The organism is Paenibacillus sp. sgz302191, from assembly GCF_057749925.1.
In genome coordinates, this window is sequence record NZ_JBYLHY010000009.1 from 100,250 (window position 1) to 123,559 (window position 23,310).

The window sequence follows — 23,310 nt, forward strand, 5'->3', positions numbered from 1 at the left end:
TTGAAAAACCGCTATCTTGCTAACTCACCTGAGTTATAATATAGTTGATATATCAAGTCATGGGAGGCTATATCATGGAAGGCCCGTTATACGAACAAATATATAACTATGTGTTTAATCAAATTCACAATAAAATATTGCGGCCAGGGGATCGCGTCCCTTCGGAAAAGGAACTGTCCGAGCAGTTTAAAGTCAGCAGAATAACTTCGAAGAAAGCGCTGGAAATGCTGGCGAACGCCGGAGTCGTAGAGAGAGTGCGCGGCAAGGGCTCTTTCGTGAGCCACCGGCAGCCGGCCCAGCTGCCTCAACTTGCGGGTCATGCTAAAGACGCGGTCTCCCCGCAGGACAAGCCCCTGGAAGAAAAATTAATTGGGGTTATTCTTCCCGATATTGGAGAATCCTACGGATTGAAGTTATTTCGGGCTATCGAAGAGCGTTGTTCGGAGTTAGGTTTCGGCTTGATTGTAAGACTGACCAATGACGAGCGGGAAGAGGAGCAAAAAGCCATTCGTTTCCTGACCAAGCTGGGCGTGGACGGGCTGATTGTATTTCCGGTCCATGGCGAGCACTACAACGAAGAATTGGTGCGTCTCGTGCTGGACGGCTTCCCGATCGTATTGATCGACCGCTATCTGAAAGGGATTGCCGCCTGTTCGGTCTGTACGGACAATAAGAAAGCGTCGTTTGAATTGACGAGCTTTTTGCTGGAGCAGGGCCACGAGCATGTTGCTTTTATTTCTACGCCTCCGGAAAATACGACGACGATCGAGGAGCGGATTCAAGGCTTCCAGAACGCGCTGGCGGCGCATGGGCAGACGTTTAAAGCCGAGCTGCTGCTGACCGATTTTTCCAGTACGCTGCCAAGGTCCTTGACCCGGGAAAATATGGCCGCCGATCAAAAGCTGATCCGCCATTTCGCGGAGCGGCATGCGGAAGTTACCGGATTCGTGGCCTGTGAATATAATCTGGCCGTCATTTTGGACCAGGAGCTTCGCTCCGTTCACGCCTCCGCCTCCAACGACAAGCCGTTCGAAATTGTCTGCTTCGACTCCCCGGATTCCGTTATGGCCAAACCGCCGTTCATCCATGTGAAACAAAATGAGGAAGAGATGGGGATCCAGGCCGTGGACCTGCTGGTCGATCAATGGAGCGGTATCCAGCCGCCGCTGCTGAACATGGTTGAATATATTTTTGCAACATGAATTCTCTAATATATTGACATAATGATATGTTGTTGATATATTAAATCCATAAAAGATATATTAACATCATATGTTTTGTGAAGGGAATTCTGAAGTATGTACGAGACATTACAGCGTTATATCGACTCCGTCGCGGCTAATTTGTCAGAAGTTTATCCGGTTCTCGCTCCTATGTTCAAGCAGTGTTATCCGAATACTTTGCAAACGACTACAAAGCTGCTTGACGACGGGACCACGTTCGTTTTTACGGGAGATATTCCTGCCATGTGGCTGAGGGATTCATCGGCTCAAGTAAGGCCATACATGCCGCTGGTCAAGCATGACGCCGATCTGCAAAGAGCGGTTAAAGGTCTGATTCAGCGGCAGGCCCAATGTCTGATCATCGATCCGTATGCCAATGCTTTCAACGAGGAAGCTAACGGGAACGGCCATCAGACGGATGATACGCAGATGGGCCCGTGGATCTGGGAAAGGAAATTCGAGCTTGATTCCTTGTGCTATCCGGTGCAATTGTGCCAGGATTACTGGGCAGCCACGGAAGATTCGACTGTCTTTACAAAAGAAGTTCATGAAATGCTGCGCAAAATTGTCGATACGATGAAAGTCGAACAGCATCATGACGAGCAATCTCCGTATTCGTTCGAAAGGGAAGATATTATTCTTCCGTCCGACACGCTTCCTTTTCAAGGCAAGGGGACAAGGTCCAATTATACGGGCATGGTCTGGTCGGGGTTTCGTCCCAGCGACGACGCTTGCAAGTTCGGGTATTTGATCCCGGCGAATATGTTCGCGGTTGTTATACTTGGACATATCAAGCAATTTGCGGAGCAATTTTATAACGATGAGGCGCTGGCGCTTGACGCTGCGAAGCTGAAATCGGAGATCGAATTCGGAATTGAAACTTACGGCGTGTATCACCACCCGAGCTATGGCCGGATTTACGCATATGAAACCGACGGTTTTGGAAATTATAACCTTATGGACGATGCGAACGTGCCGAGCTTGCTTTCCATTCCATATCTGGGCTATCGCCCTATTGACGATGATCTCTACCGGAGAACGCGTTCATTTCTTCTTAGCAAAGATAATCCGTACTATTTCGAAGGCAGCTACGCCAAAGGGATCGGCAGTCCGCATACGCCGGGCAACAATGTATGGCACATCGGCCTGATCGTGCAGGGGCTCACGACAAACTCGCTGAGCGAACGCAATGCAATCATCGACATGCTGGTTGCAACGACGGCGGGCACGGGCTATATGCACGAGAGCTTTGATCCCGACCAGCCGGAAACATTTACGCGGCCATGGTTTGCCTGGGCAAACAGCTTGTTCGGCGAATTCGTCGTCAAATGGCTGGAACAGCGCAATAGTAAGGTTAGCCAGTTATAACTGGCTAATTTGACTATAATGTAAGCGGTTTATTGCGAAGTTTACATGCTGCGGGAGGTGATGTGCGGAAGATCTGCATGGTATATCCCAACGAATCAGGGACGGTCTGCAAACAAATTACAAAGAGGAGTTGTACGTGAATGAACACATCGAAAATGTGGAAAATTGGAGCTGCAGGACTTCTGCTTGCTTTGTCTTTATCCGCTTGCTCCAGCGCAAAAACAGATAATACGGCACAGCCGGCCGGTACGGCAGCGGCACAGAAAGGCGCAGAAAGCAAAAAGCTGACCATCGTATATCCAAAATGGAACGAAGGCCACCCGCTTACCGTATGGTTCCCCGAACTGAAAACCCAGTTTGAAAAAAGCCACCCGGGCGTGACCGTAACGCTGCAAGAGGTTCAGGGCAAAGACTACGGCACCAAGCTGCCGCTCATGCTTTCGACCGATAAGAACTCGCCGGATGTCATTGTAGAGGACACCTTCATGGTCAACTCCGACAGCACGGCAGGCTACCTGACGTCTCTGGACGATCAAGTCAAAGCGTGGAAAGATTGGCCGAACTTCAACAAATCGATTATCCCGGCGGTAACGGGCAAAGAGGGCAAAATTTACGGCGTTCCTTACAACACGGATACCCGCGGGCTGTATTATAACGTAAACATTTTCAAAAATGCCGGACTTCCGGTTCCATGGGAGCCGAAAACATGGGATGACATTTTGACCGCCGCCAAAACTATCAAGGAAAAAGCGCCTGACGTTACGCCTTTCTGGGCGTTCTCCAGCAAAGCGGCCGGCGAAGGCACATCGATGCAAACGTTTGAGATGCTGCTGTACGGAACGAACGATACGCTTTACGATCAAAGCTCCGGCAAATGGGTTGTGAAAAGCAAAGGCTTCCAGGATTCCTTGTCTTTCATCGATCAAATTTATAGCAACAAGCTCGGCCCGGACCTGTCCAAAATTTTGAATGCACAGGCGGATTCGATCAACCAGAACGAGACGATGCCGAACCAAAAAGTGGGAATCGTGCTGCAAGGCAACTGGGTTCCTGCGACATGGCTGCCGACAGGCTCCAAGCCTTGGCCGGAAGGCATCAAAACGTATGAGTTCACGGCGATGCCGACGCAGAACGGTCAAGCTCCAGGACACGTATCGATGTCCGGCGGTTGGGCGCTCTCGATTCCGAAGAACTCGACCAGCAAGGATTTGGCTTGGGAGTTCATTCAAATGGCGACCAACTTCGACAATATGAAAAAACTGACCATGACCGAAGGCAGCGTAGCGACGCGTACCGACGTTGCTCAAGACCCTGAATACGCCAATACGCCAGGGCTGCTGCTCAAAAAAGCTTCCGAATTCATCTCCTTTACGCACGTAAGACCGGCATACCCTGAGTATCCGCAAGTTTCCAGTGAAATTCAGGATGCGGTAGAGAAAGTCGTCGGCAAATCGCTGACACCAGAGAAAGCGATGGAGCAATACGCGAACAAAGTGAAGAAAATCGTGGGCGACAGCAAGATCGAAGAGAAATAAAGCGATGGGGAGGGAATCGCCGTAATCAACTGCGGCGGTTCCCGCATCCATGGATTGGAGAGTAAGACCATGTCATACAGTGCTCAGCATACGGGTAAAAAAGGCGTTTCAAGCAGCAAATGGATCTCGGGCGTCAACATAAAGGGCTTGTTGTTTTTGCTGCCCGCGTGGATTTTGCTCATATTCTTTTTCTTCACTCCTTCTGCAATGACGTTTTATTTATCTTTTACGGACAAGACGTTGACAGGAGCTTCCACACATGGGCAGTTCATCGGTTTTGACAATTTCGTCACCATGTTCCAAGACGACACATTTCGCACCAGCGTTAAAAACACGATCGTTTTTCTTGTTTTCTCATCTCTGATCGGCCAGCAGGTGCTTGGCTTTATTATCGCTTTGCTGATGAATGAAAGACCGCAGTTTTTGCGGAGCCTGATCGGCGCTATCGTCGTGGCGGGCTGGGTCATTCCCGAAATCATTTGCGCATTCGTATGGTTTGCGTTTTTTAATGATCAAGGCACGGCCAACATCGTCCTCAATTATTTCCATCTGGAGTCGGTGACCTGGCTGTATACATTTCCTATGACTTGCGTAGTTATCGCGAACATCTGGCACGGCACTGCCTTCTCGATGCTGATGTACCAAGCGGCGCTGGGTGATGTTTCGAAAGACATGCTGGAAGCGGCATCTATGGACGGCGCAACGGCGTGGCAAAGAATTTGGAAAATAATTCTACCGCATATCAAAAGCTCGGTAGTTACCAATATGGTGTTGAACACGCTCTCGACTTTGGGCGTATTCACGTTGATTTATGCGATGACCGGCGGCGGACCCGGCTCCGCGAGCGAAACGATGCCGCTCTATATGTATCATCAAGCGTTCCAAAATTACCAATTAGGCTACGGCACAGCGATATCCATGGTGCTCTTGTTGATCGGCATCGTTGCCAGCTTTGTTTACATTCGCGTGCTGAAAGTAAAACTTTGAGCGAGAGGAGAGACGAGAGATGACCAAACGCTCCAAATTAAGCGGCTGGCTGCCGAATATCATTCTTATTCTGATCGGAGCCATATTTGCGGTCCCGCTCCTGTGGCTGCTGCTCGCGGCTTTCGACGCCGAGGCCACACTGGCGGTTCATGTGCCCAAACATTTTACGTTAAGTAATTTCAGCTCGATATTGGGGGATTCCGGGAACCAGCGGTCGTTTTTGAACGGTATTTATTTGTCGCTGGGGCAGGCGATATTGGTGCTGATCGTATCGGCATTGGCTGCATATCCGTTATCGCGCTATGAAATGAGCGGCAAACGCACTTTTCTTTACGTTATCCTGTTTTGTACGGGGCTGCCGATTACGGCCGTAATGGTGCCGGTATACCAGCTGTTCGTATACTTTAATTTTCAGGATTCGCTATTTTGGACGTTAGTATTCCAGGCTACTTCCGTGCTTCCTTTTTCGATCTGGATGATGAAAAATTTCATGGACTCGATTCCGGTCGACCTGGAGGAGTCCGCATGGGTGGACGGCGCGTCCAGCTTGCAGGCGCTGGGCCGGATTATTATGCCTTTGATGCTGCCCGGCTTGTTCACTGTGCTGATCTCGGCTTTTTCAAGCAGTTGGGGCAACTTTCTCGTCCCGTTCATACTGATTCAAAGCCCGGAGAAACTGCCGGCGTCCGTCACCATTTTCCAATTTTTCGGCCAGTACGGCATGGTGCAATACGGCAAGCTGGCTGCGTTCTCGACACTGTACACGTTCCCGGCAATCGTGCTGTACGTCATCGGGCAAAAGTACATGTCCACCGGCTTTACGATGAGCGGCGCGAACAAAGGGTAATCGGCATTGCATTGGCATGCGCGGCAAGGCCGTCCCGCAAGGGGACGGCGACCGTAACGCAAAGACGCCTTCAAAACCACAGTACAAGTGGGAATGAGGGCGTCTTTTTTAATGTGAATTTACGCTAGAGTGGGGTGGAAGTTATGTTCGATTTCTTCGGATTAGGAACGTTACCAAAATGAATAACGATGCAACCAATACGCCTATCCAACCTATTGCGGGAGCGTAGGTTATATAATTTTGCCCCAATAAAGCGAACAATATAAAGACTACATTCAGGATCATGGCAACCACAACGATCCGTTCTGTTTTCATAACCATCCCCCGATCCGCGTATGTTCTAAATCCCCCGACTACAGCAATTGCCCAGGAGTCTGGCGGGCGGAGTTGCTTTTGTGCATACCGGGGATACTGCCGCTAACGCTGCATCGACACTTTCTACGTCGCTCGTCGGACAGACTCACAGCCGAAAAACCTGCGAAAGTATGGGCTGCCCAGAAACCTCGGCGTAAGAGGGTGATAGCCACAATCTGCCTGGCTGTGCCAAGAAAACTTGTGATAATACAGGCTGCCCAGAAACCTCCGCGTAGAAGGCGATAGCCACAATCTGCCTGGCTGCGCCAAGAAAACCTGCAAAAATACATGAATTTGCGTCCTTGATCGCTGGTTAAGAACAATTCCTGCAAAAGTGCAGGCTTTTCAGCGGGGACACGGGCTCAGGTTCACTTTCAGCGAAAATTCCTGCACTTTTGCAGGCTTTTCGACCGAATAAGCCAATTTCGCAGAAAAAACCTGCACTTTCGCAGGTTTTCTCCCTGCCAAACCGTCTCCTGTCCAGTTGCGCAGTTCCACGACCTGCACTAGGAGAGGCGCGTGTTGGCCTCTCTGGTTCTCCGAGCCGAACCCTAAACAAAGTGTCGCGACTTTCCCGGACAGTCTGGAAAGGGCGGGTTGCAGCGGGAATTCCCAGATTAATGGTAATTGTTTATTCGGGAACCGTCAAGTCTTGTTGGCCTGGCCGCTACGTATGGGACCGCCGCGTTCCGGCTAGAGCTCTCTAATCCGCCAGGGATTGCAAAGCATTCAGCGCTGCCCCGTATGCCGCGCTGCGGGCGGGTTTGACAACCGTTATCCGCGGGTAAGCCACGCGGACAAGCTCTGTTAGCTTCTCGTACATATAATCAATATGAGTGAATATGCTGCCGTTGGCGACCATCGTAACGTCGCGATCCTCAAAATGAAGCGCCCGAACAAGTGTACCCACCATCAAATAAAGCTCGTTTACCGCATCGTCCAAAATCGCCGTGGCTCTAAGGTCTCCCGCAAGGTGGGCTGCCAAGACGACTTTGGCTAAAGCGGCAATTTGCGGCTTTTCCGCCGTTTTGTACACATACTGCAGAAATTGCTCCGGACGGTCGATGCCGATCTCCTTCATAATCATCGGGAGCAGGAGAGTCGGAGCTTCGCGGCCGTCATGGCTGCGGACGGCTGCTTTAACGGCGTTAATGCCGATGTAATAGCCGCTGCCCTCATCTCCGAGCAAGTGCCCCCACCCGCCGGTGCGGGTGCGATGGCCGGCCAGATCGCAGGCGAATCCTAACGAGCCCGTCCCGGATACGAGCACGATCCCTTCTTGCTTGCCGCTCCCGGCTACAAGAACGGTTTCGGCATCATGGGTAATCGTGAGCTGGCCCATTACGCCCAATTTGCGGAATATATCGATGAGCACCTGCTTTTCATCAGGCCGATCAACGCCGGCGCTGCCCAGACATAATGCGGCGCAATCGGCGATATTTCTCCCCGAAGCCTCCGCCGTACGGGCAAGCAGCTCGGTCAGCTCCCGCTCAACCGCCTGCACGCTCGTAGCATACATATTGGTCGGTCCGCCTTGCAGCTCAAACAGCGGATTTCCCGCCAAATCCATCATGTGCAGGAGGCTTTTGGTCCCGCCGCCGTCAATCCCAATGACGTATTTCATTCGTCCATCGACCTACTTTCCAAGCTCCGCACGCGCACGGGCTATCGCTTGAGTGACAAACCCATTCGTCTCATCCAGATAACGGGATGCCTCCGGTTTGCTTACGCCTGCTTCGATCATCACGATTGCCGTCTTCACATGATTGTCTGCTTCGAGCAGCTTGCCCGCCGCTTCCTCGGCAGTCGCGCCCGTTGCCTGCATCAAAATATTACGCGCTCTCTCTTGCAGCTTCTGGTTGCTGACATGCAGATCGATCATCAGATTCTGGTAAACTTTACCTCTTTTGATCATGGCCGTCGTCGTCAGCATATTCAGGATCATTTTCTGAGCCGTTGCCGCCTTCAGCCTCGTAGATCCCGTCAGCACCTCGGGGCCGACCTCGACTTCGATGGGCAAATCGGCGTATTCGCTCAGGTGGGAGTTCGGATTGCAGGTGATCGTAGCCGTGACCGCTCCGACTTCCTTGGCGTAAAGCAAAGCGCCTTTGACATAAGGCGTTCTGCCGCTGGCCGCCAGCCCGACAAGAACATCTTTCGCCGTCAAATTCTTATTTTGCAAATCGCTGGCTCCTTGCTGCTCGTCATCCTCGGCGCCTTCCACCGCGGTGATGAACGCACGCTCTCCACCGGCAATCAGCGCCTCGACAGTATGATAATCTACGCCAAAAGTAGGCGGGCATTCGGCGGCGTCAAGCACACCCAATCTTCCGCTCGTCCCGGCCCCGACATAGATCAATCTGCCGCCTTGCTCCAATGCCTTCACAATTTCAGTGATGACAAGTTCTATTTTAGGCAGTACTTGCCGAACCGCCCCGGCCACCTTGCCGTCTTCGTCATTCATGATTTCAACAATTTCTTTGATGCTGAGTTCGCTCAAATCAAGCGTTCGTTCGTTGCGTTGTTCGGTCACAAGATGCTGTAAGGTATCCATCCCATATTCCTCCTGTTGTCTTTCCGGTCTTTCTCTTTATTTAACTGCGCCAGCCGTCATTCCATCCATGAACTGCCTGGAGGCAATAATGAACATGACGATCATGGGCAGCGAAGCAAGCGTAAGCCCTGCGAATAATGTGCTCCAATCGGAGGCATATTCGCCGAACAGCGACATCATTCCGACAGGAATCGTCTTCTTGGTCTCGCTTTGGATGAAGATGAGCGGGAAGAAGAAGTCGTTCCAAGCGTTTACGAAGTTAATAATCATGACGGTGCCTAACGCCGGACGCATGAGCGGTGTGATAATAAGCCGCAAAATTTGCATATCGGTGCAGCCGTCGATTCTGGCGGCTTCTTCCAGTTCTTTGGGCAGCGTTCGAAAGAAACCCGAAAGAATCAGGACGCCGAGCGGTATTCCCATAGCCGTATAAATGAATATGAGCGACCAAGCCGTGTTGATCAAGCCGATGCCTTTCATTAGCAGAAACAAAGGCACAATGCCCAGCTTGATGGGAATCATCATGCCAAGCATGAAAATAAACAGCAAAGCTCCGTTCCATTTGAAAGAGGTTCGAGAAATATAATAAGAAGCCAAGGAGCATGAAATCAAAATAATAACGACACTGACTCCGGAAACGAAAATGCTGTTCCATAAAAACTTGCCGAACGGCAGTTGATCAAGCAGCTTTTCATAAGCGGCGAATGACAGTTTTGAAGGCAATGCCAGCGGTTCCTTGAATATCTCGACAGTTGACTTAAAGGATGAAGAAACCATGAGAAATACCGGGTACAGGCTGAGCAAGGCAAACAGATAGCCGATCCCATGCTGTGTGATGCGTATCGATATGCTTGGTTTCATTCCTGGGTCACCTTCCTTGTCAAAGCCATGAAACCTGCTGAAATAACGGCGATAATCGCGAACATGACGACAGCCAGCGCAGAACCGAGACCGATTGCGACCGAGTCGCCGGAGGAACCTCCGAATGCGGTACGGTAAAAGAAGACAGCCAACGTATCGGTCGAGTAATACGGTTCTCCTGTCGAGCCCTGCATGGCATACACAAGCTCAAAGGCTTCAAACGATTGGATAAAAGTCAGCACCGTAACCATAATAATCGATTGGGCCATTAAGGGAACAATCATAGTCCGAATGAACTTGAACCCTTTGACTCCGTCAAGATGGGACGCTTCCAGAACCTCGGTGGGAATAGCTTGCAGGCCGGCGAGAAAAATAAGCAGAGACAATCCGACGCCAAACCAGCTGTTGACGAGAATGATGGAGATGAGTGCGGTGCTCGGCTCGCCCAGCCAAGACATGGTCCATGCTTCCAGGCCTAACTTTTTCAGCAGAACGTTAATCGTGCCATACGTCGGATTTAAAATTAATTTCCATAAAAAACCGATGACAATTACGGATAACAGCCTGGGCAAAAAATATGCCACTTTGAGAAATCCGGACCCTTTAAGCTTTTTGAACACGAGATAGGCAAGGAGGAACGCAATGCCGTTCATCACGACCATTTGCACGACAAAATAGATGACATTGTGTTCAAGCGCGTTCCAGAACATCGTGTTAAAAGGCTCAAGCGTAAATAAATCTTTGAAGTTCTTGGCTCCGATAAAACCAAGCTTCTTAATGCCTTGCCAATCATACAAGCTATACAAGAAGGCGGCGCAAATTGGATAGATGATGAACAGCAAATAGATGGCGAGGGCTGGAATGGGCAAAAGGTGGATGGACCAACTGTTGCGTTGGAGACGTTTGGGTTTGTCGGCCATGGTAAGTTTACACCTCGCTTACATGAATAGAACGCAAGAGCAGCCCCGAAAAGTTCCAAGCGCGTTAGCGGACGAACGTTTCCACACGGACGTTGAGACTTTGATTTCCGGGGCTGGCCATGAATTGCGGTTTACAAGATGAGATTACGGCTTAAACCAGGTGTCTGCGTTTTTCTGCAGGTCTTCAGCTACTTGCTGCGCGTTCTTTTTGTCAAAATAAAAGGCTTGCAGCGAATTCTCCAGCGTAACTTTGGTTGTCGGATTGCCGCTGTTGAAGTTCGTAACCATCAAATAGGGGGTTGAATTTTTGGCGGCATATTCGGCGAATTGCGCAATGACTGGATCGTTGACCTTAACTCCCGGAATCGGGCTGACCCGTTTCATTTCATTGGCGAACAAGTTGCCGAAAGTACTGCTTGTTGCGAATTCTAGGAATTTTTTGGCTTCCTCTTTGTGCTTGGATGCGGCATTAACCGCATAGGAGCCGTCTACATAGGTCGTCACCGTCGGCGAACCGCCGGCAGTTTTCGGAGGAATCGGGAATACGCCCAGATCCAGATTAGGATTCATGGAGCGGATGACGCTTACATCGAAATCTCCCAGCACATACATAGCCGCTTGCTCGGTTGCGAATAACGTTCTCATATCCTCGTAGCTGATGCCGGTAAATTTGTCAGGGAAGTAAGGGGACAGATCTTTCATCATTTGCAAAGATTGCACATATTCCGCATCCGTAAATTTCTTCTGGCCTTTTACGAGCTTGCCGGCGAAGTCGTTGCCTCCGTATCCCGCCGGACCGATTGCGCCCTGCGTCATCGATAAAATCCAGCCGTCTTTCGCCCCGAAACCGAACGGAACGATCTTTTTATCTTTGAGGGTTTTGGAGATTTGCAGCAGTTCATCCCAGGTTTTGGGGATTTCGAGATTGTTATCTTTGAAAATTTTCTTGTTGTACATGACCGCTACCGTGTTGAGCGCCATAGGCACACCGTAGATTTTGCCGTCTTTGCCTGTAGCTGCAGCCAGCACATCGGCCGGGAACGCATTCAAGCCAGGCAGTCCGTTAATCGGCTCGATATAACCGGCGTCGCCGAGTCCGATTCCCGCCGCATAAGGACGCAGATGAATGATGTCGGGGCCTTCGCCCGTTTGCAGAGCAACGCCTAGAGCCGTGTTGTATTCCGTGCTTTTCGTAGGCGAAAATTGAATTTCGATATTCGGATATTGCTTGTTGAATTCCGCAAATACTTTTTCGTACACAGCTTTGTCGTCGGTTCTCCAACTGCCCATAACCAGCTTCACTTTTTGGCCGGAACTTGCCGAGGCTTTAGGTGCGGCGGAACTGCCGGGCGACGATTCGCTTGCATTTTTGTTGTCCCCGCACCCCGTCAAGACGGCTGATGTTAAAAGCAGCGTAATCGTAGCTTGCGTGAATAAGCGTTTCATTTATTAGATTCCTCCCTTGGAGTAAAAATGCTTGTTATTCATCTATAAATGAGGAGATTATGGCATCGTGAAGTATAGGTCTAAGCTGCCTAATGGGATTGTCCCTGCCGTAATGAACCGCATTCGTAAGAAACACAACGACGAGCTCCCGTACGGGGTCGATCCACAGACTCGTACCGGTAAAGCCCGTGTGGCCGAAGCTGCCGATAGACCAGTTCGGCCCGCAAGAGAGTGTCGAATCGCGGCCGTCCTGTATTTGCCATCCAAGGCCGCGTCCCTCAAACGGGAATTTCGTGCACGCGTCTACATTCGTTCGGGTTAAGAGCGGGAAACGTTCGGGGTAGAGCCAGCACAACGCATACCGTGCCAAGTCTTCGGCTGATGCGAACAAGCCTGCGCTGCCGGACACGCCCCCAAGGCGACAGCAGGTTTCATCGTGGACTTCGCCTATGATGTATTTGCCGCCGTCCCATTCCGTCGGGGCAATCCGATCTTTCCAATTCCCGGGCGGATTGAAGCGGCAATCCGTTAGGCCGAGCGGCGCGAGTATTTCATCTTTAGCGAAAACGTCCAAATTTTTGCCGGTGACCAGCGAGACGATCCATCCGAGAATGATCATGCCCAGATCGCTGTATTGCACGCGTCTGCCCGGTTCGAATTCCAGCGCCTGCGAGAGGATTTCCTGCCGGACATCCCTGCTTGCATGCCGTTCTCGATAACCGGGGAGCGAGGCCGGCAATCCGGAGGTGTGCTGCAAGCAATGTCCGATCGTCACCTCCGCGTGGCGAAATTCCGGTATAAACTGCTGTACCGGGTCGCTCAGAGACAGCTTCGACGATTGGACCAGCAGCATGACAGCAGGCAAAGTGACGACCACTTTCGTCAGAGAAGCGACATCAAACAAGGTCGATAGTGAAGAACTGCCGAACGAGCATTGGACCCTCTTCTTATTCTTGACTCGAATATCCAGCACGGCGCCAGGAATCCGCTTCTCCCGAATCCAACTGTTAATTAATCGGTTCAATGTATCCATTGCGCTTTGAAGGGCTCACGGCTTTTCTTGTTCTTTCCAGCAATTTTACCGTTTCATCGTAATGCAGCTGGGCGATGCCCACATACAAAATATCGATGACATTTAATTGCGTAATGCGTGAAGCCATCGCTCCGCTCCGTATGCTCTTCTCCAATGAACTGGTGAACAATCGGACGTTTGCCAACTCGGAGACGGGATTGCTGCCGAACTTGGTGAGGGAAATAATCGTAGCTCCGTTTTGCTTCGCAATCGAGAGTGAGCCGATAATGTCTTCCGTCTGCCCCGAATATGAAACGCCGAACGCCACATCCCCCTCCTTCAAATTGGCTGCGAGCGTAGCTTGCGAGTTGAAATCAAACGCAGCCTCGCACCATCGGTCGATACGCGTCAGTTTTTGCATGAAATCCTGGGCGATGACGGCGGAAGCGCCTATGCCAAAGACGCATACTTTTCTGGCTGCGCCGATTGCTTCAATAGCTCGTTCTACCTCTTCGGCCGACAGAACCGACAGCGTATCCTGAATAGACTGGGCGTTGTTGTGAGAAATCGAGTTAATTAAAGCCGTCACCGAGCTATTAGGTTGAATTTCCTGATAAGTGTCCGCTTCCTTGGAGGCTTGCGCCGATTGTGCCAAATCCGCGACAATCCGCATTTTCAAATCCTGGAACCCTTTGAAATGAAGCGAGCGTGAAAGTCGAACAATGGTAGCTTCGCTGACACCAGTCAGCTCTGCAAGCTTTTGAACGGATAGATTCACGATTTGCTCCGGATGCTCCAGAATAAAATCGGCTACAATCCGTTCCTGGGGTTTTAACGTGTGGATAACTTCCTTGATACTCACGAGCCCACCATGCATAGCGGATCCCACCTTTAATTAATCAATCGTTTGGAACTGGATGATCGTTGTTTACCGGTAACAACTCATGGGATAATAATAAATCAATATTTCATAAATATCAATAAAATTATAAAATAAAATTTCATAATCTGCTTTGATGGTGTTATGTATATGTCATTTTAAGTGTTAATAAAGTAATTTTGTGTTAGTTTAACTCACGTAAAATCATTATGCTTTACTTTCCTTTCGAAAAAAGGTACAGTAAAACGTATATATGGGATTACCGGAGGAGCCTGCCAACAGCGGGCTCTTTTTGTCTTTTTTTCAAAATCAACGGGTTTATAAGGGGGAGTATATGGAACAGCAAGCTATTTGGGCAATTGGCATCTTTTTGGCTATTTATGCAATGATTATTTCTGAAAAAATTCACCGTACCGTTCTGGCTATGCTCGGAGCCGTTTTGATGGTCGTTCTGGGCATTGTGGACCAGGAAACGGCGCTGCATCACATTGACTTCAACACGCTGGGGCTGCTTGTCGGGATGATGATTATTGTAGGCGTGACCGCCGAAACCGGACTGTTCAAATATATAGCCGTGAAAGCGGCCAAGTCCGCCAAGGGGAAGCCGGTCAGCATCATGATCGCGCTTGTTGCCATTACGGCAGTCGGCTCGGCGTTTTTGGACAACGTCACGACCGTCCTGCTCATGGTCCCGGTCACGCTCGGCATTACGAGACAGCTTTGCGTAAATCCCGTCCCATTTCTGATCACGCAAATCATTGCGTCGAATGTAGGCGGTACGGCCACTCTAATCGGCGATCCGCCCAATATTATGATCGGCAGCGCGGTCAAAGAGCTGACTTTTATGGCGTTCATCTATAATTTGGCGCCACTGGCGGTCATTATTATGTTGACTTATATCCCTTTGTTCATATGGATGTTCGGCAAGCAAATTCGTACCACGCCCGAGCTGCAGCGGAGCATGATGGACATGGACGAAAATTCCATGATTACCGACCGCAAGCTGCTGATCAAATGCCTCGTCGTGCTCGGACTAACGATGCTGGGTTTCTTCCTTCATCAAGCTTTGCATTTGGAATCGGCGACCGTAGCGTTAAGCGGCGCGTTCCTGCTGCTGCTTTTGACCGGGGAGACGATGCTGGAAAAAGCGTTCCATAGCGTCGAATGGATGACCCTGTTTTTCTTTGTCGGTTTGTTTGTACTTGTCTCAGGACTGGTGGAAACCGGAGTGATCGCCCGGCTGGCGGCAAAGGCCATACAATTTACAGGGGGCGATCCGCTTGCGACCTCTATGCTGATTCTCTGGCTAAGCGCAATTGCTTCCGCATTCCTGGACAACATTCCTTTCGTCGCCACGATGATTCCGATGATTCAAGAGATGGGGAATCTGGGGGTTATCCATCTGGAGCCAATATGGTGGAGCCTTGCCCTGGGCGCATGTCTTGGCGGCAACGGGACATTGATCGGAGCGAGCGCCAACTTGATCGTAGCCGGGATGGCCGGAAAAGAGGGGTATCCGATCACATTTGTAAAATATATGAAGTACGGATTTCCGTTGATGATTCTATCCATACTGCTGTCCAGCGCGTATATTTATTTCCGTTATTTTGTTATTTGATGTAAAATACGAGCTCGTTAAACTCTTGTGGTCATTGGCCGGGCATCACCCGGTCTCTTTCTATTCCCAGGCACATCAAGTTTAAAAGGGGGGAGGATTGGGGAGAAAGGATACTAAAAAGCTTAAAAAAACCGCAATTTCCACGGTTTAGAAAAGGATTAAACATGGACAAACCTTCCCAAAAGAAGTATAGTAATGGCATAAACATCGTAAAAAACGAGGAGTTGATGGCCATGGCAGTAGTCGAGAAAAACATGGCATCGCGGACGAAGCAAATAACAGAGAGTAATACAACACGTGTTCCGCTTTCCCAAGCTATTAAAAAAATTGGTGTACGATCAGCTTTTGGTGTAACGGCTGTTGATCTGCATCGTTATGATCGGAAGGGAAAGTAAGGATGAGTTTTGTTGTAACTGCTGAGAGTGTTCTCCGAGAGAATGTTACACAAGCATCCGTTTACTTGGATGCTTGTTTTATTTTGGCCGCTATAAACGTTGAGGATAGGCGACATGATTTAGTGCTGGATGTATTAGACCATATGGCAGACCAAGGGGTATGTTGGATTACCAATATACACGTAGCTTCTGAGGTTGTCAGTAATTTATTTAAAATCAAAATTCTACGCGCTTTACAAGTGTATCATGAAAAGGTTGTTTCTATCCCGGAGAATCGTCGAAAGCCACTAACTGCGGAACAAAAGGATGAAATCATCGAACAAAGTGCGATAGCCTCGATTTACACACAAGCAAAGGCGAAGGATTATTTGACCATAAAAGGTCGCTATGTTAGTGTGAAGCCGTATGAACTTGTGAAATTTTTGAAGCAGCTTCCCCGTCAGAGGGCGTTGCTTGCAAGTTTTTATAAAAGCGCAACGCAAACATTTGAAGAGTTTAAGGGGCTTCTTCGTGAATATGGTTTCCATGTTCAGTATGTTCAATCAGATGAATCTACTGAGCAATTGGCACTTGCGTATTCATATTTATTTCAGGTTGATATGCCCGATGCCATCCATCTTGCGAGTGCCCGTTGGAACCATTGTGATTTATTTCTGACATTGGACGGAGATTTTGAGGTTGGTAACTACAACGAAGAGGACGTTAGTTTGCTGCCTAAGGATTTAATCGGCAGGAGCATAAGGATTTATAAAGTGGCTTAAGTAGACGGGAGAATAAATTTCTCAGCGTCTTTTTTATTTTTGTAATAAAGGATAAAATGTTCAGTTCCTTTCTATCCCGAATCCGCCGCAGTCGATTTGCTAAGGATCTCTTGTTGCCATATGTTGTTGTATAAGCAAGACTCTCCGCCGGTATCCTTTCAAAAGATTCCTGCTTCGAGGCTTACCCAAAGTAAGTTTGGAGGTCGGGTGGCTTTCGCTTGCCCATAATTTGCTGAAGGAAGCAGCAGTAAACGCAAAAAGCAAAGGAGTTAGGCACATGCAAGCCGCTTAACTCCTTTGTTTATTTTAAAAATCATTTTTTTGAGTATCAAACGTATCCTACGCCTCTTTAATTTTTACTTATGGAACAACCTCTTACCCGCGTAACGTTAATCCAAATTTTTCAGCCATGCGGCAAGCGCTTCGCCAACTTCATCGGGTGCGTCTTCTTGGGGATAGTGGCGGCCTGGCACAGTAACTTCGATCTGCGATGGCCATGTACGGCAGAAATCGATGTGGGATTGCGGCAATAAGCCGGGGTCGCATTGAACGAATAGTTTGGGAACAGCGCTTTGCGCCAGCCATTCTCCATACTCGGTGACAATCTCCGTTATATCAGCCGGATCTCCGTCGAACGGAAGTTGGCGTGCCCAGCTGAGCATAGGACGGCGGCTTTCGCCCGGCTCTAGGAACGGTCGACGGTACTGTGCCATCTCTTCATCCGTCAGCTTGCGCGATATGTTGACCGGCAAGTTGAACTCGATGAACGAATTTTGCTCTAACACCATTCGCTCTCCTTCCGGCGTCCGGAGCGTCTGGAAGATTTTGCGTCCAGTCTCCGGAATTTCACTCCAACTGCGCGGCTTAATAATCGCCTCCATGTATGCGATGCCTTTGACCGCGTCGGGATGCCGCTTACTCCAGTCGAAGCCCAGTGCCGATCCCCAATCGTGCACCACGAAAGTCACACGCTCGCTCACGCCAAGCTGATTGAGCAGCTCGTCAAGATAGCGGCGGTGCTCGGCAAAGGTGTATGCGTGAGGCCCGCTGTCCGGAAGCTTTGCGGAATCGCCCATTCCAATGAGATCGGGCGCAATGCAGCGGCCAAACTTCCGGGCATAAGGAATAATGTTGCGCCAGAGATAGGAGGATGCCGGATTGCCGTGCAGGAAAACAATCGGGTCACCGCTTCCTTCCTCCACATACGCCATCTCTAACCCGAATACTTGATTTCGCTTTTTCTCATAAGGGAATGCCTCGTTAATCATGTTTCATCTCTCCTCCTACTCGGTCAGATTGCGAAGCACGATGTTCAGCAGGCTCAGTAAAAAGTCATACTCCTCATCGGTAATGCCTTTCCGGGTTTTGTTCTTAACGCGGGCCAGTGCTTCCTGCACCTTAGGTACCACCTCACGTCCCGAGTCCGTCAAATAGAGCAGATGATAGCGGTTGTCGGCGGGATCGGCTTCTCTCCGCACGTAACCTTCTGCTTCCAGCTTGGTAATCGCTTTAGCGGTAGTCGTTTTGTCAATGAGCAGTTTCTCGCTTAGCGCCTTCTGAGTGATTGGTTGCTGAAACGCAATCGCCATCAGAAAAATATACTGTCCGCTTCCGATTCGATATGGCGCCAACTCGGCTGAGATGAATATCTGCATGTGCCGATAGATGGCTGAAATGTATTGACCGTGCGATTCCGCTGGACCCTTGTCATTTTGTCTCCAATGCTCGCTCAAATTAGCCTCCTCCTTGTTTGTGAAAATAGGATGTTATTGCAACTAATTTCACTATACGGCAAATAGGATGTTATTGCAACTAATTTTTTGTGAGACTTATCCAGTTAGCCGATAATTATGCTATCGCCTTGTTGGATTGTTGCACAATCTCCCGTTACTTCAACGAACTGGAGCAGGCGCTGCGGCACCTGCTCCAATCTCCTCGCTGTCAGTAACGGCAACGCTTCACGCTAAATCAGCCGCGCTTTTTGCCGACCAAAACGGTCAAATCGATTGTGACCTCCATAATCTCCATTGCACGAACTCTTTGCAGGCGCTCTGCCCGCGCTCCCCATGTTAACGGCGTCATGCGCACCAAATGTTCAATAAGGGGCTGGCGCAGATGAGCTTTGTAGTGCAAACGCTTGGTTTCCAGCAGTTCGAAATGCATGCCGAAGCGCTCCTGCGTGTCGCGATTGGAGTACGCCTGTTTGCCGGTTTGATCGTAAAAAAGGGCCCGCAGCTCTTGCAAATAACTGCTCCCGGGTATGACCTTGATCAGCTTCCCGCCACCTTTGAACAATCTTTGAAATTCCGAATAGTTGGAAGGTGAGAGGATGTTAAGAATAAAATCGAATTGCTTATCGGCGAGCGGGCATTTGGCCAGATCGGCTGCGCACCAAATCGAATCGGCGTCGTTTTTGGCGGCCAGGACGATTGCTTCTTTGGAAATATCGAGGCCGACTCCGAGCACGTCTTTCCCGGTCGCACGGGCGATTATCTTTTTGATGCCCGATAAATGAGAACCTTCGCCGCAGCCGGCGTCGAGCACTTTTGTCGTATCGCATTTTGTTCCAAGCGCATGAATGATCTGCTCGGAAATATACGCATCCACCGGCTTCCAAAAGCCGCTGACGCCAATAGCCCTGCGGGATTCGAAAAGCTGCTTGTCATATTTCGTTGCGACAGGGCGGGGCAGCAAATTGATATACCCGCGTTTGGCCAGATCGAAGCAATGCTTATTCGGACATACGAAACTTTTACCGTCGTTCGCGGCATTCATTGAAGCGAAGCATAGCGGACATCGGAAAATATCGCGAAAAGAAGCGATAAAATGAGCGGTATTCATAAAAAAAAGCACCCCATTCATTCGGATTCGGTGAATGAAAAAAGGCACAGACAAATAAACCTGACCTTTGAATTTGAAAAAAAGGCCGGTTTTATGATCTGCACCTCACATTACCGCAAACGAATGAATTGGATGATCATAGCTGTGAATCGCTCCTGTTCTGCAAGTCAATCTGGGGGAATCCCCATCTCATCATATATCATTAGAGGCTTGTAAATAAAGTATTGCAATATATGTCCGTTTTCATATAATAGTAATTATTACTATTAAGATTTTTGCGTAGAAAGTGTAGGGGAATGAGAACGATGAAACGACGGGTAACTCAATTAATTGTGGCGGCCGCCGTAAGTGCGATAGCATTGACCGGCTGCGCCAAGTCTGCGGGAGATTCCGCTGCGGGAGCGGATGCGGCGAAACCGAAAGCCATCACGCTGTCCTGGGTCAAAGATGTCGGCAGCCTGAATCCGCATCTGTATGCGCCGAACGAGCTTTTCGCCCAGGCGATGGTGTATGAGCCGCTTGTGAAATACGGAGCGGATGGCAGCATGCAGCCTGCGCTGGCTGAGAGGTGGGACGTTGCGCCGGACGGCAAAACTTACACGTTTCATTTGCGCCAGGGCGTAAAATTTTCCGATGGCTCGGCATTCGATGCGGCGATTGTGAAGAAAAATTTCGACGCCGTATTGGCTAACGGCAAGCGCCATAGCTGGCTTGAGGCGGTAAACGAAATCCGGCAAACGGAAGCGGTGGATGCGCAAACTTTTAAGGTGGAGCTGAAAAATGCATACTATCCGTTCCTGCAGGAGCTGTCGCTTATTCGTCCGCTTCGCATCCTCGGCAATGCCGGCTTTCCCGATGACGGGAGTACGGCCCAGACGATCAAACAGCCGATAGGAACGGGCCCTTGGGTGCTGACCGACTATAAAAAAGACGAACAAGCGGTATTTACGCGCAATGAACATTACTGGGGCGAGAAGCCGAAGTTGGAAAAGGTGACGATCAAAATCATTCCCGACCCGCAGGCCAGGGCGATGGCGTTGGAGAATAAAGACATCGATTTGATTTTCGGCAGCGGTCAGTTGACCCCGAATGCGTTCAAATCGCTGAAGGATACGGGCAAATACCAGACGTACGTCTCCGAGCCGCTGTCCACGCGATCGCTGGCGATCAACTCGAACAGAGGTCCGACGCGGGAATTGGGCGTGCGCCAGGCTCTTGAATACGCGCTGGACAAAAAGACCGTGATCGAGCATGTGCTCAATGGCATCGAGAAGCAGGCTGACACGCTGTTTGCGCCGACTTTGCCTTACAGCAACGTGAACTTGAAGCCGTACGAGTACAATTTGGAAAAAGCAAAATCGCTTTTGACTGAAGCGGGTTGGGTAGAGGTGGCCGGCAAGCCGTTTCGCGAAAAAGACGGGAAAGTGCTGGAGCTCGATCTGGCCTATGACAGCAACGACCAGGTTCAAAAAACGATTTTTGAGTACATGCAGGGAGAATGGCGCAAAATCGGGATCAAAGGCAGCATGATAGGCGAAGAGAAGCAAGCTTTTACGAACCGGCAAAAAGAAGGCGCATTTAATCTCGCTTTCAACGAAACGTGGGGCATTCCTTACGATCCGCATACGGTCGTGGCCTCGATGCGCGAGTCGGGTCATGCCGACTATCAGGCGCAGGCGGGCTTGCCGATGAAAAAAGAAATCGACGATAAAATTACGCAAGTGATCACGAGCACCGACGAGAAAACGAGGCAGGAACTGTATACATACATTTTGACGACATTGCATGAGCAGGCGGTGTACCTGCCGATCTCCTACACGGTCAATGTGGCTGTTGCGAACAATCATGTGAGCGGTGTTTCATTTTACCCGATGCAGTTTGAAATTCCTTTCGATGCGTTCGACATCAAATAGGTGCGGTCATGGTATCCTTTGTGGCCGGAAGAATCGGCAGTATGCTGGTTGTCGTCTTGGGAATAACGATCGTAGCTTTTTTGTTAATCCGGCTTATCCCGGTTGATCCGGCGGAAGCTTACCTGAATTTGTCCAAAGTGCCCGTTACGCAAGCTGCGCTTGAGGCGGCACGCAAGGAGCTCGGACTCGACCGCTCTTTGCTCGAACAGTACGTTCAGTGGATGCGCGATGCGGCGCGTCTGGATTTCGGCGTTTCTTTTATATCGAAAAAGCCTGTATTGGCCGAGCTGGGAGCGCGCTTCGCAGTGACGGCTCAGCTTGGGGTCGTATCCTTCGTTTTGATGCTGCTGATCAGCGTGCCGGCAGGCATTTGGTCAGCGGTGCGCAAAAATGGCTGGTTCGATCGGATAACCCGGCTCGGTGTATTTGCAGTCGCCTCGATGCCGAGTTTTTGGCTGGCGTTTGTTTTGGTGTATTGGCTCGGATTGAAGTGGGGCTTATTTCCGCTCATGGGACGGGGGACGGCGGCGCATATGGTGCTGCCGTCTCTCGCGCTGGCGCTCACCTACAGCACGTATTACATCCGGCTCATTCGCACCGGCATGCTGGAGCATATGGAACAGCCGCACGTCCGGTATGCGCGGTCGCGCGGGGTACGGGAACCGCTCGTCATCGTCCGCCATGTGCTGAAGAGCGCCCTGCTGCCCGTCGTAACATCGCTCGGGATTACGCTGGGCCATCTGCTCGGGGGCACCGTCATCGTTGAAAACGTATTTGCCATCCCGGGCATCGGCCGATACTTGATCGAGTCGATGATGAACCGGGATTATGCGGTTGTGCAATGTTTTGTGCTGCTGATCGGCGTCTTTTTCGTCGTCGTCAATTTGCTGGCCGAGATCGTCTGCGCCATCATCGATCCGCGCATTCGCGCGAAAGGAGCGTGACGGCATGGGCGAACGCTTTAACCTCAAGCTTCGCCGTCCGGCGGCGCTGATGATCAGCGGGATTTGCCTGCTGGCGCTCGTGATGATGGCCGTGCTCGGTCCGTACTTGATGCCGCACGATCCGTATGAGGTCGATATCGTCCGCAAATTGCAGCCGCCTTCCTGGGAGTACCCGCTGGGTACGGACCATCTGGGCCGCTGCGTTTGGTCGCGGATCATCGCCGGCGCGCGCGTATCGCTCGCTGCGGCTTTTGTCGTTACGGCGATCACCCTTGCGCTGAGCCTGATTGTAGGAATCGCTGCGGGCTACAGAGGAGGCTGGTTGGACAGGCTTTTGATGCGCATTTGCGATTTGTTTCTTGCTTTTCCGAGCTTGATTTTCGCACTGGCTATTGTCGGTTTGCTGGGCGGCGGCGTGGTGAATCTGGTCGTTGCGCTGGTCGTCGTCAATTGGGTCGGCTACGCGAGGATGATCCGGATGTCGGTCGTCAGTTTAAAAGAGCGGAATTATGTGTTGTCGGCGAAAATCACGGGAGCTTCCGGCTTCGGAATTGTGCTTCGGCATATTGTGCCGTTCGTGCTGCCGCAAATGATGGCGGTTCAATTTTTGCAGATGGGTGCGGTCATTTTGCAAATTTCGGAATTGTCGTTTCTCGGTTTGGGCGTGCAAGCGCCGATGGCCGAATGGGGGATGATGATCAACGACAGCAAATCTTTGATGGGCAGCCATCCGCTGCTGATGATCGCGCCCGGGATGATGATCTTCGCCACCGTGGTGGCGTTCAGTTGGTTCGGCGACGCGCTGCGCGATACGCTTGATCCGAAATCCGTCTAAACGATAGGAGTTGTGT

21 protein-coding genes are annotated in these 23,310 nt (G+C 50.4%); 11 read left to right on the forward strand and 10 right to left on the reverse strand.

The window, feature by feature from the left end; translation table 11 throughout:
- Positions 1–74 precede the first annotated feature (74 nt).
- The 5 genes from AC3G2T_RS15215 to AC3G2T_RS15235 all read left to right on the forward strand — a co-directional run bounded on the left by AC3G2T_RS15215 (position 75) and on the right by AC3G2T_RS15235 (position 5,960).
- Positions 75–1,202, forward strand: a complete 1,128-nt coding sequence (locus AC3G2T_RS15215) for a GntR family transcriptional regulator (RefSeq protein ID WP_474684794.1) — start codon at positions 75–77, stop codon at positions 1,200–1,202.
- 96 nt (positions 1,203–1,298) lie between these two features.
- The gene (locus tag AC3G2T_RS15220) at positions 1,299–2,591 is read left to right on the forward strand and encodes a glycoside hydrolase family 125 protein (protein WP_488436019.1); all 1,293 of its coding nucleotides are present in this window, start codon (positions 1,299–1,301) and stop codon (positions 2,589–2,591) included.
- Between the two features lie 140 nt (positions 2,592–2,731).
- Positions 2,732–4,126, forward strand: coding sequence for an extracellular solute-binding protein (locus tag AC3G2T_RS15225; RefSeq protein ID WP_488436020.1), 1,395 nt, complete (start codon positions 2,732–2,734; stop codon positions 4,124–4,126).
- A gap of 69 nt (positions 4,127–4,195) precedes the next feature.
- Complete coding sequence (locus tag AC3G2T_RS15230; RefSeq protein WP_488436021.1) at positions 4,196–5,113, forward strand: carbohydrate ABC transporter permease; 918 nt, start codon at positions 4,196–4,198, stop codon at positions 5,111–5,113.
- A 19-nt stretch (positions 5,114–5,132) separates the two neighbouring features.
- Complete coding sequence (locus AC3G2T_RS15235; RefSeq protein WP_488436022.1) at positions 5,133–5,960, forward strand: carbohydrate ABC transporter permease; 828 nt, start codon at positions 5,133–5,135, stop codon at positions 5,958–5,960.
- Positions 5,961–7,017: 1,057 nt separating this feature from the next.
- Here AC3G2T_RS15235 and AC3G2T_RS15240 read toward each other — a convergent pair.
- The 7 genes from AC3G2T_RS15240 to AC3G2T_RS15270 all read right to left on the reverse strand — a co-directional run bounded on the left by AC3G2T_RS15240 (position 7,018) and on the right by AC3G2T_RS15270 (position 13,984).
- A complete protein-coding gene (locus tag AC3G2T_RS15240; RefSeq protein WP_488436023.1) occupies positions 7,018–7,938 on the reverse strand; it encodes a BadF/BadG/BcrA/BcrD ATPase family protein in 921 nt (306 codons plus the stop codon).
- A 12-nt stretch (positions 7,939–7,950) separates the two neighbouring features.
- Positions 7,951–8,868, reverse strand: a complete 918-nt coding sequence (gene murQ / locus AC3G2T_RS15245) for an N-acetylmuramic acid 6-phosphate etherase (protein WP_474684788.1) — start codon at positions 8,866–8,868, stop codon at positions 7,951–7,953.
- A 36-nt stretch (positions 8,869–8,904) separates the two neighbouring features.
- Positions 8,905–9,729: a carbohydrate ABC transporter permease gene (locus AC3G2T_RS15250; protein ID WP_488436024.1), complete on the reverse strand. Its 825-nt coding sequence runs from the start codon at positions 9,727–9,729 to the stop codon at positions 8,905–8,907.
- Entirely contained in the window at positions 9,726–10,649 is a 924-nt protein-coding gene (locus AC3G2T_RS15255; RefSeq protein ID WP_474684786.1) for a carbohydrate ABC transporter permease, read from the reverse strand. Before AC3G2T_RS15255 ends, AC3G2T_RS15250 begins: the two co-directional genes overlap by 4 nt.
- 144 nt (positions 10,650–10,793) lie before the next feature.
- A complete protein-coding gene (locus AC3G2T_RS15260; protein ID WP_488436025.1) occupies positions 10,794–12,095 on the reverse strand; it encodes an ABC transporter substrate-binding protein in 1,302 nt (433 codons plus the stop codon).
- A gap of 34 nt (positions 12,096–12,129) precedes the next feature.
- Positions 12,130–13,128 carry a serine hydrolase domain-containing protein gene (locus tag AC3G2T_RS15265; protein WP_488436026.1) on the reverse strand — a complete coding sequence of 333 codons (999 nt, stop codon included), beginning with the start codon at positions 13,126–13,128 and terminating at the stop codon, positions 12,130–12,132.
- Positions 13,103–13,984 (reverse strand): MurR/RpiR family transcriptional regulator, encoded by an 882-nt coding sequence (locus AC3G2T_RS15270; protein ID WP_488436027.1) that lies wholly within the window; start codon positions 13,982–13,984, stop codon positions 13,103–13,105. Before AC3G2T_RS15270 ends, AC3G2T_RS15265 begins: the two co-directional genes overlap by 26 nt.
- A 337-nt stretch (positions 13,985–14,321) precedes the next feature.
- On the opposite strand from AC3G2T_RS15270, the gene AC3G2T_RS15275 reads away from it, so the two are divergent.
- From AC3G2T_RS15275 to AC3G2T_RS15285, 3 genes are all read left to right on the forward strand, one after another.
- A complete protein-coding gene (locus AC3G2T_RS15275; RefSeq protein ID WP_488436028.1) occupies positions 14,322–15,605 on the forward strand; it encodes an ArsB/NhaD family transporter in 1,284 nt (427 codons plus the stop codon).
- Positions 15,606–15,769: 164 nt separating this feature from the next.
- The gene (locus tag AC3G2T_RS15280) at positions 15,770–16,000 is read left to right on the forward strand and encodes a hypothetical protein (protein ID WP_474684781.1); all 231 of its coding nucleotides are present in this window, start codon (positions 15,770–15,772) and stop codon (positions 15,998–16,000) included.
- Positions 16,001–16,002: 2 nt separating this feature from the next.
- Positions 16,003–16,761: a type II toxin-antitoxin system VapC family toxin gene (locus AC3G2T_RS15285; RefSeq protein WP_488436029.1), complete on the forward strand. Its 759-nt coding sequence runs from the start codon at positions 16,003–16,005 to the stop codon at positions 16,759–16,761.
- Positions 16,762–17,150: 389 nt separating this feature from the next.
- Here the strand turns inward: AC3G2T_RS15285 and AC3G2T_RS15290 are convergent, their stop codons facing one another.
- From AC3G2T_RS15290 to AC3G2T_RS15300, 3 genes are all read right to left on the reverse strand, one after another.
- Positions 17,151–18,029: a haloalkane dehalogenase gene (locus tag AC3G2T_RS15290; protein WP_488436030.1), complete on the reverse strand. Its 879-nt coding sequence runs from the start codon at positions 18,027–18,029 to the stop codon at positions 17,151–17,153.
- 15 nt (positions 18,030–18,044) lie between these two features.
- Complete coding sequence (locus AC3G2T_RS15295; RefSeq protein WP_474684778.1) at positions 18,045–18,494, reverse strand: MarR family winged helix-turn-helix transcriptional regulator; 450 nt, start codon at positions 18,492–18,494, stop codon at positions 18,045–18,047.
- 235 nt (positions 18,495–18,729) lie between these two features.
- Complete coding sequence (locus AC3G2T_RS15300) at positions 18,730–19,602, reverse strand: putative RNA methyltransferase (protein WP_488436031.1); 873 nt, start codon at positions 19,600–19,602, stop codon at positions 18,730–18,732.
- 305 nt (positions 19,603–19,907) lie between these two features.
- On the opposite strand from AC3G2T_RS15300, the gene nikA reads away from it, so the two are divergent.
- The 3 genes from nikA to AC3G2T_RS15315 are packed head-to-tail and all read left to right on the forward strand — an operon-like array spanning position 19,908 to position 23,294.
- A complete protein-coding gene (nikA, locus tag AC3G2T_RS15305; protein WP_488436032.1) occupies positions 19,908–21,515 on the forward strand; it encodes a nickel ABC transporter substrate-binding protein in 1,608 nt (535 codons plus the stop codon).
- A gap of 8 nt (positions 21,516–21,523) precedes the next feature.
- Entirely contained in the window at positions 21,524–22,459 is a 936-nt protein-coding gene (nikB, locus tag AC3G2T_RS15310) for a nickel ABC transporter permease (RefSeq protein WP_488436033.1), read from the forward strand.
- Positions 22,460–22,463: 4 nt separating this feature from the next.
- Entirely contained in the window at positions 22,464–23,294 is an 831-nt protein-coding gene (locus AC3G2T_RS15315) for an ABC transporter permease (protein ID WP_488436034.1), read from the forward strand.
- Positions 23,295–23,310 lie beyond the last annotated feature (16 nt).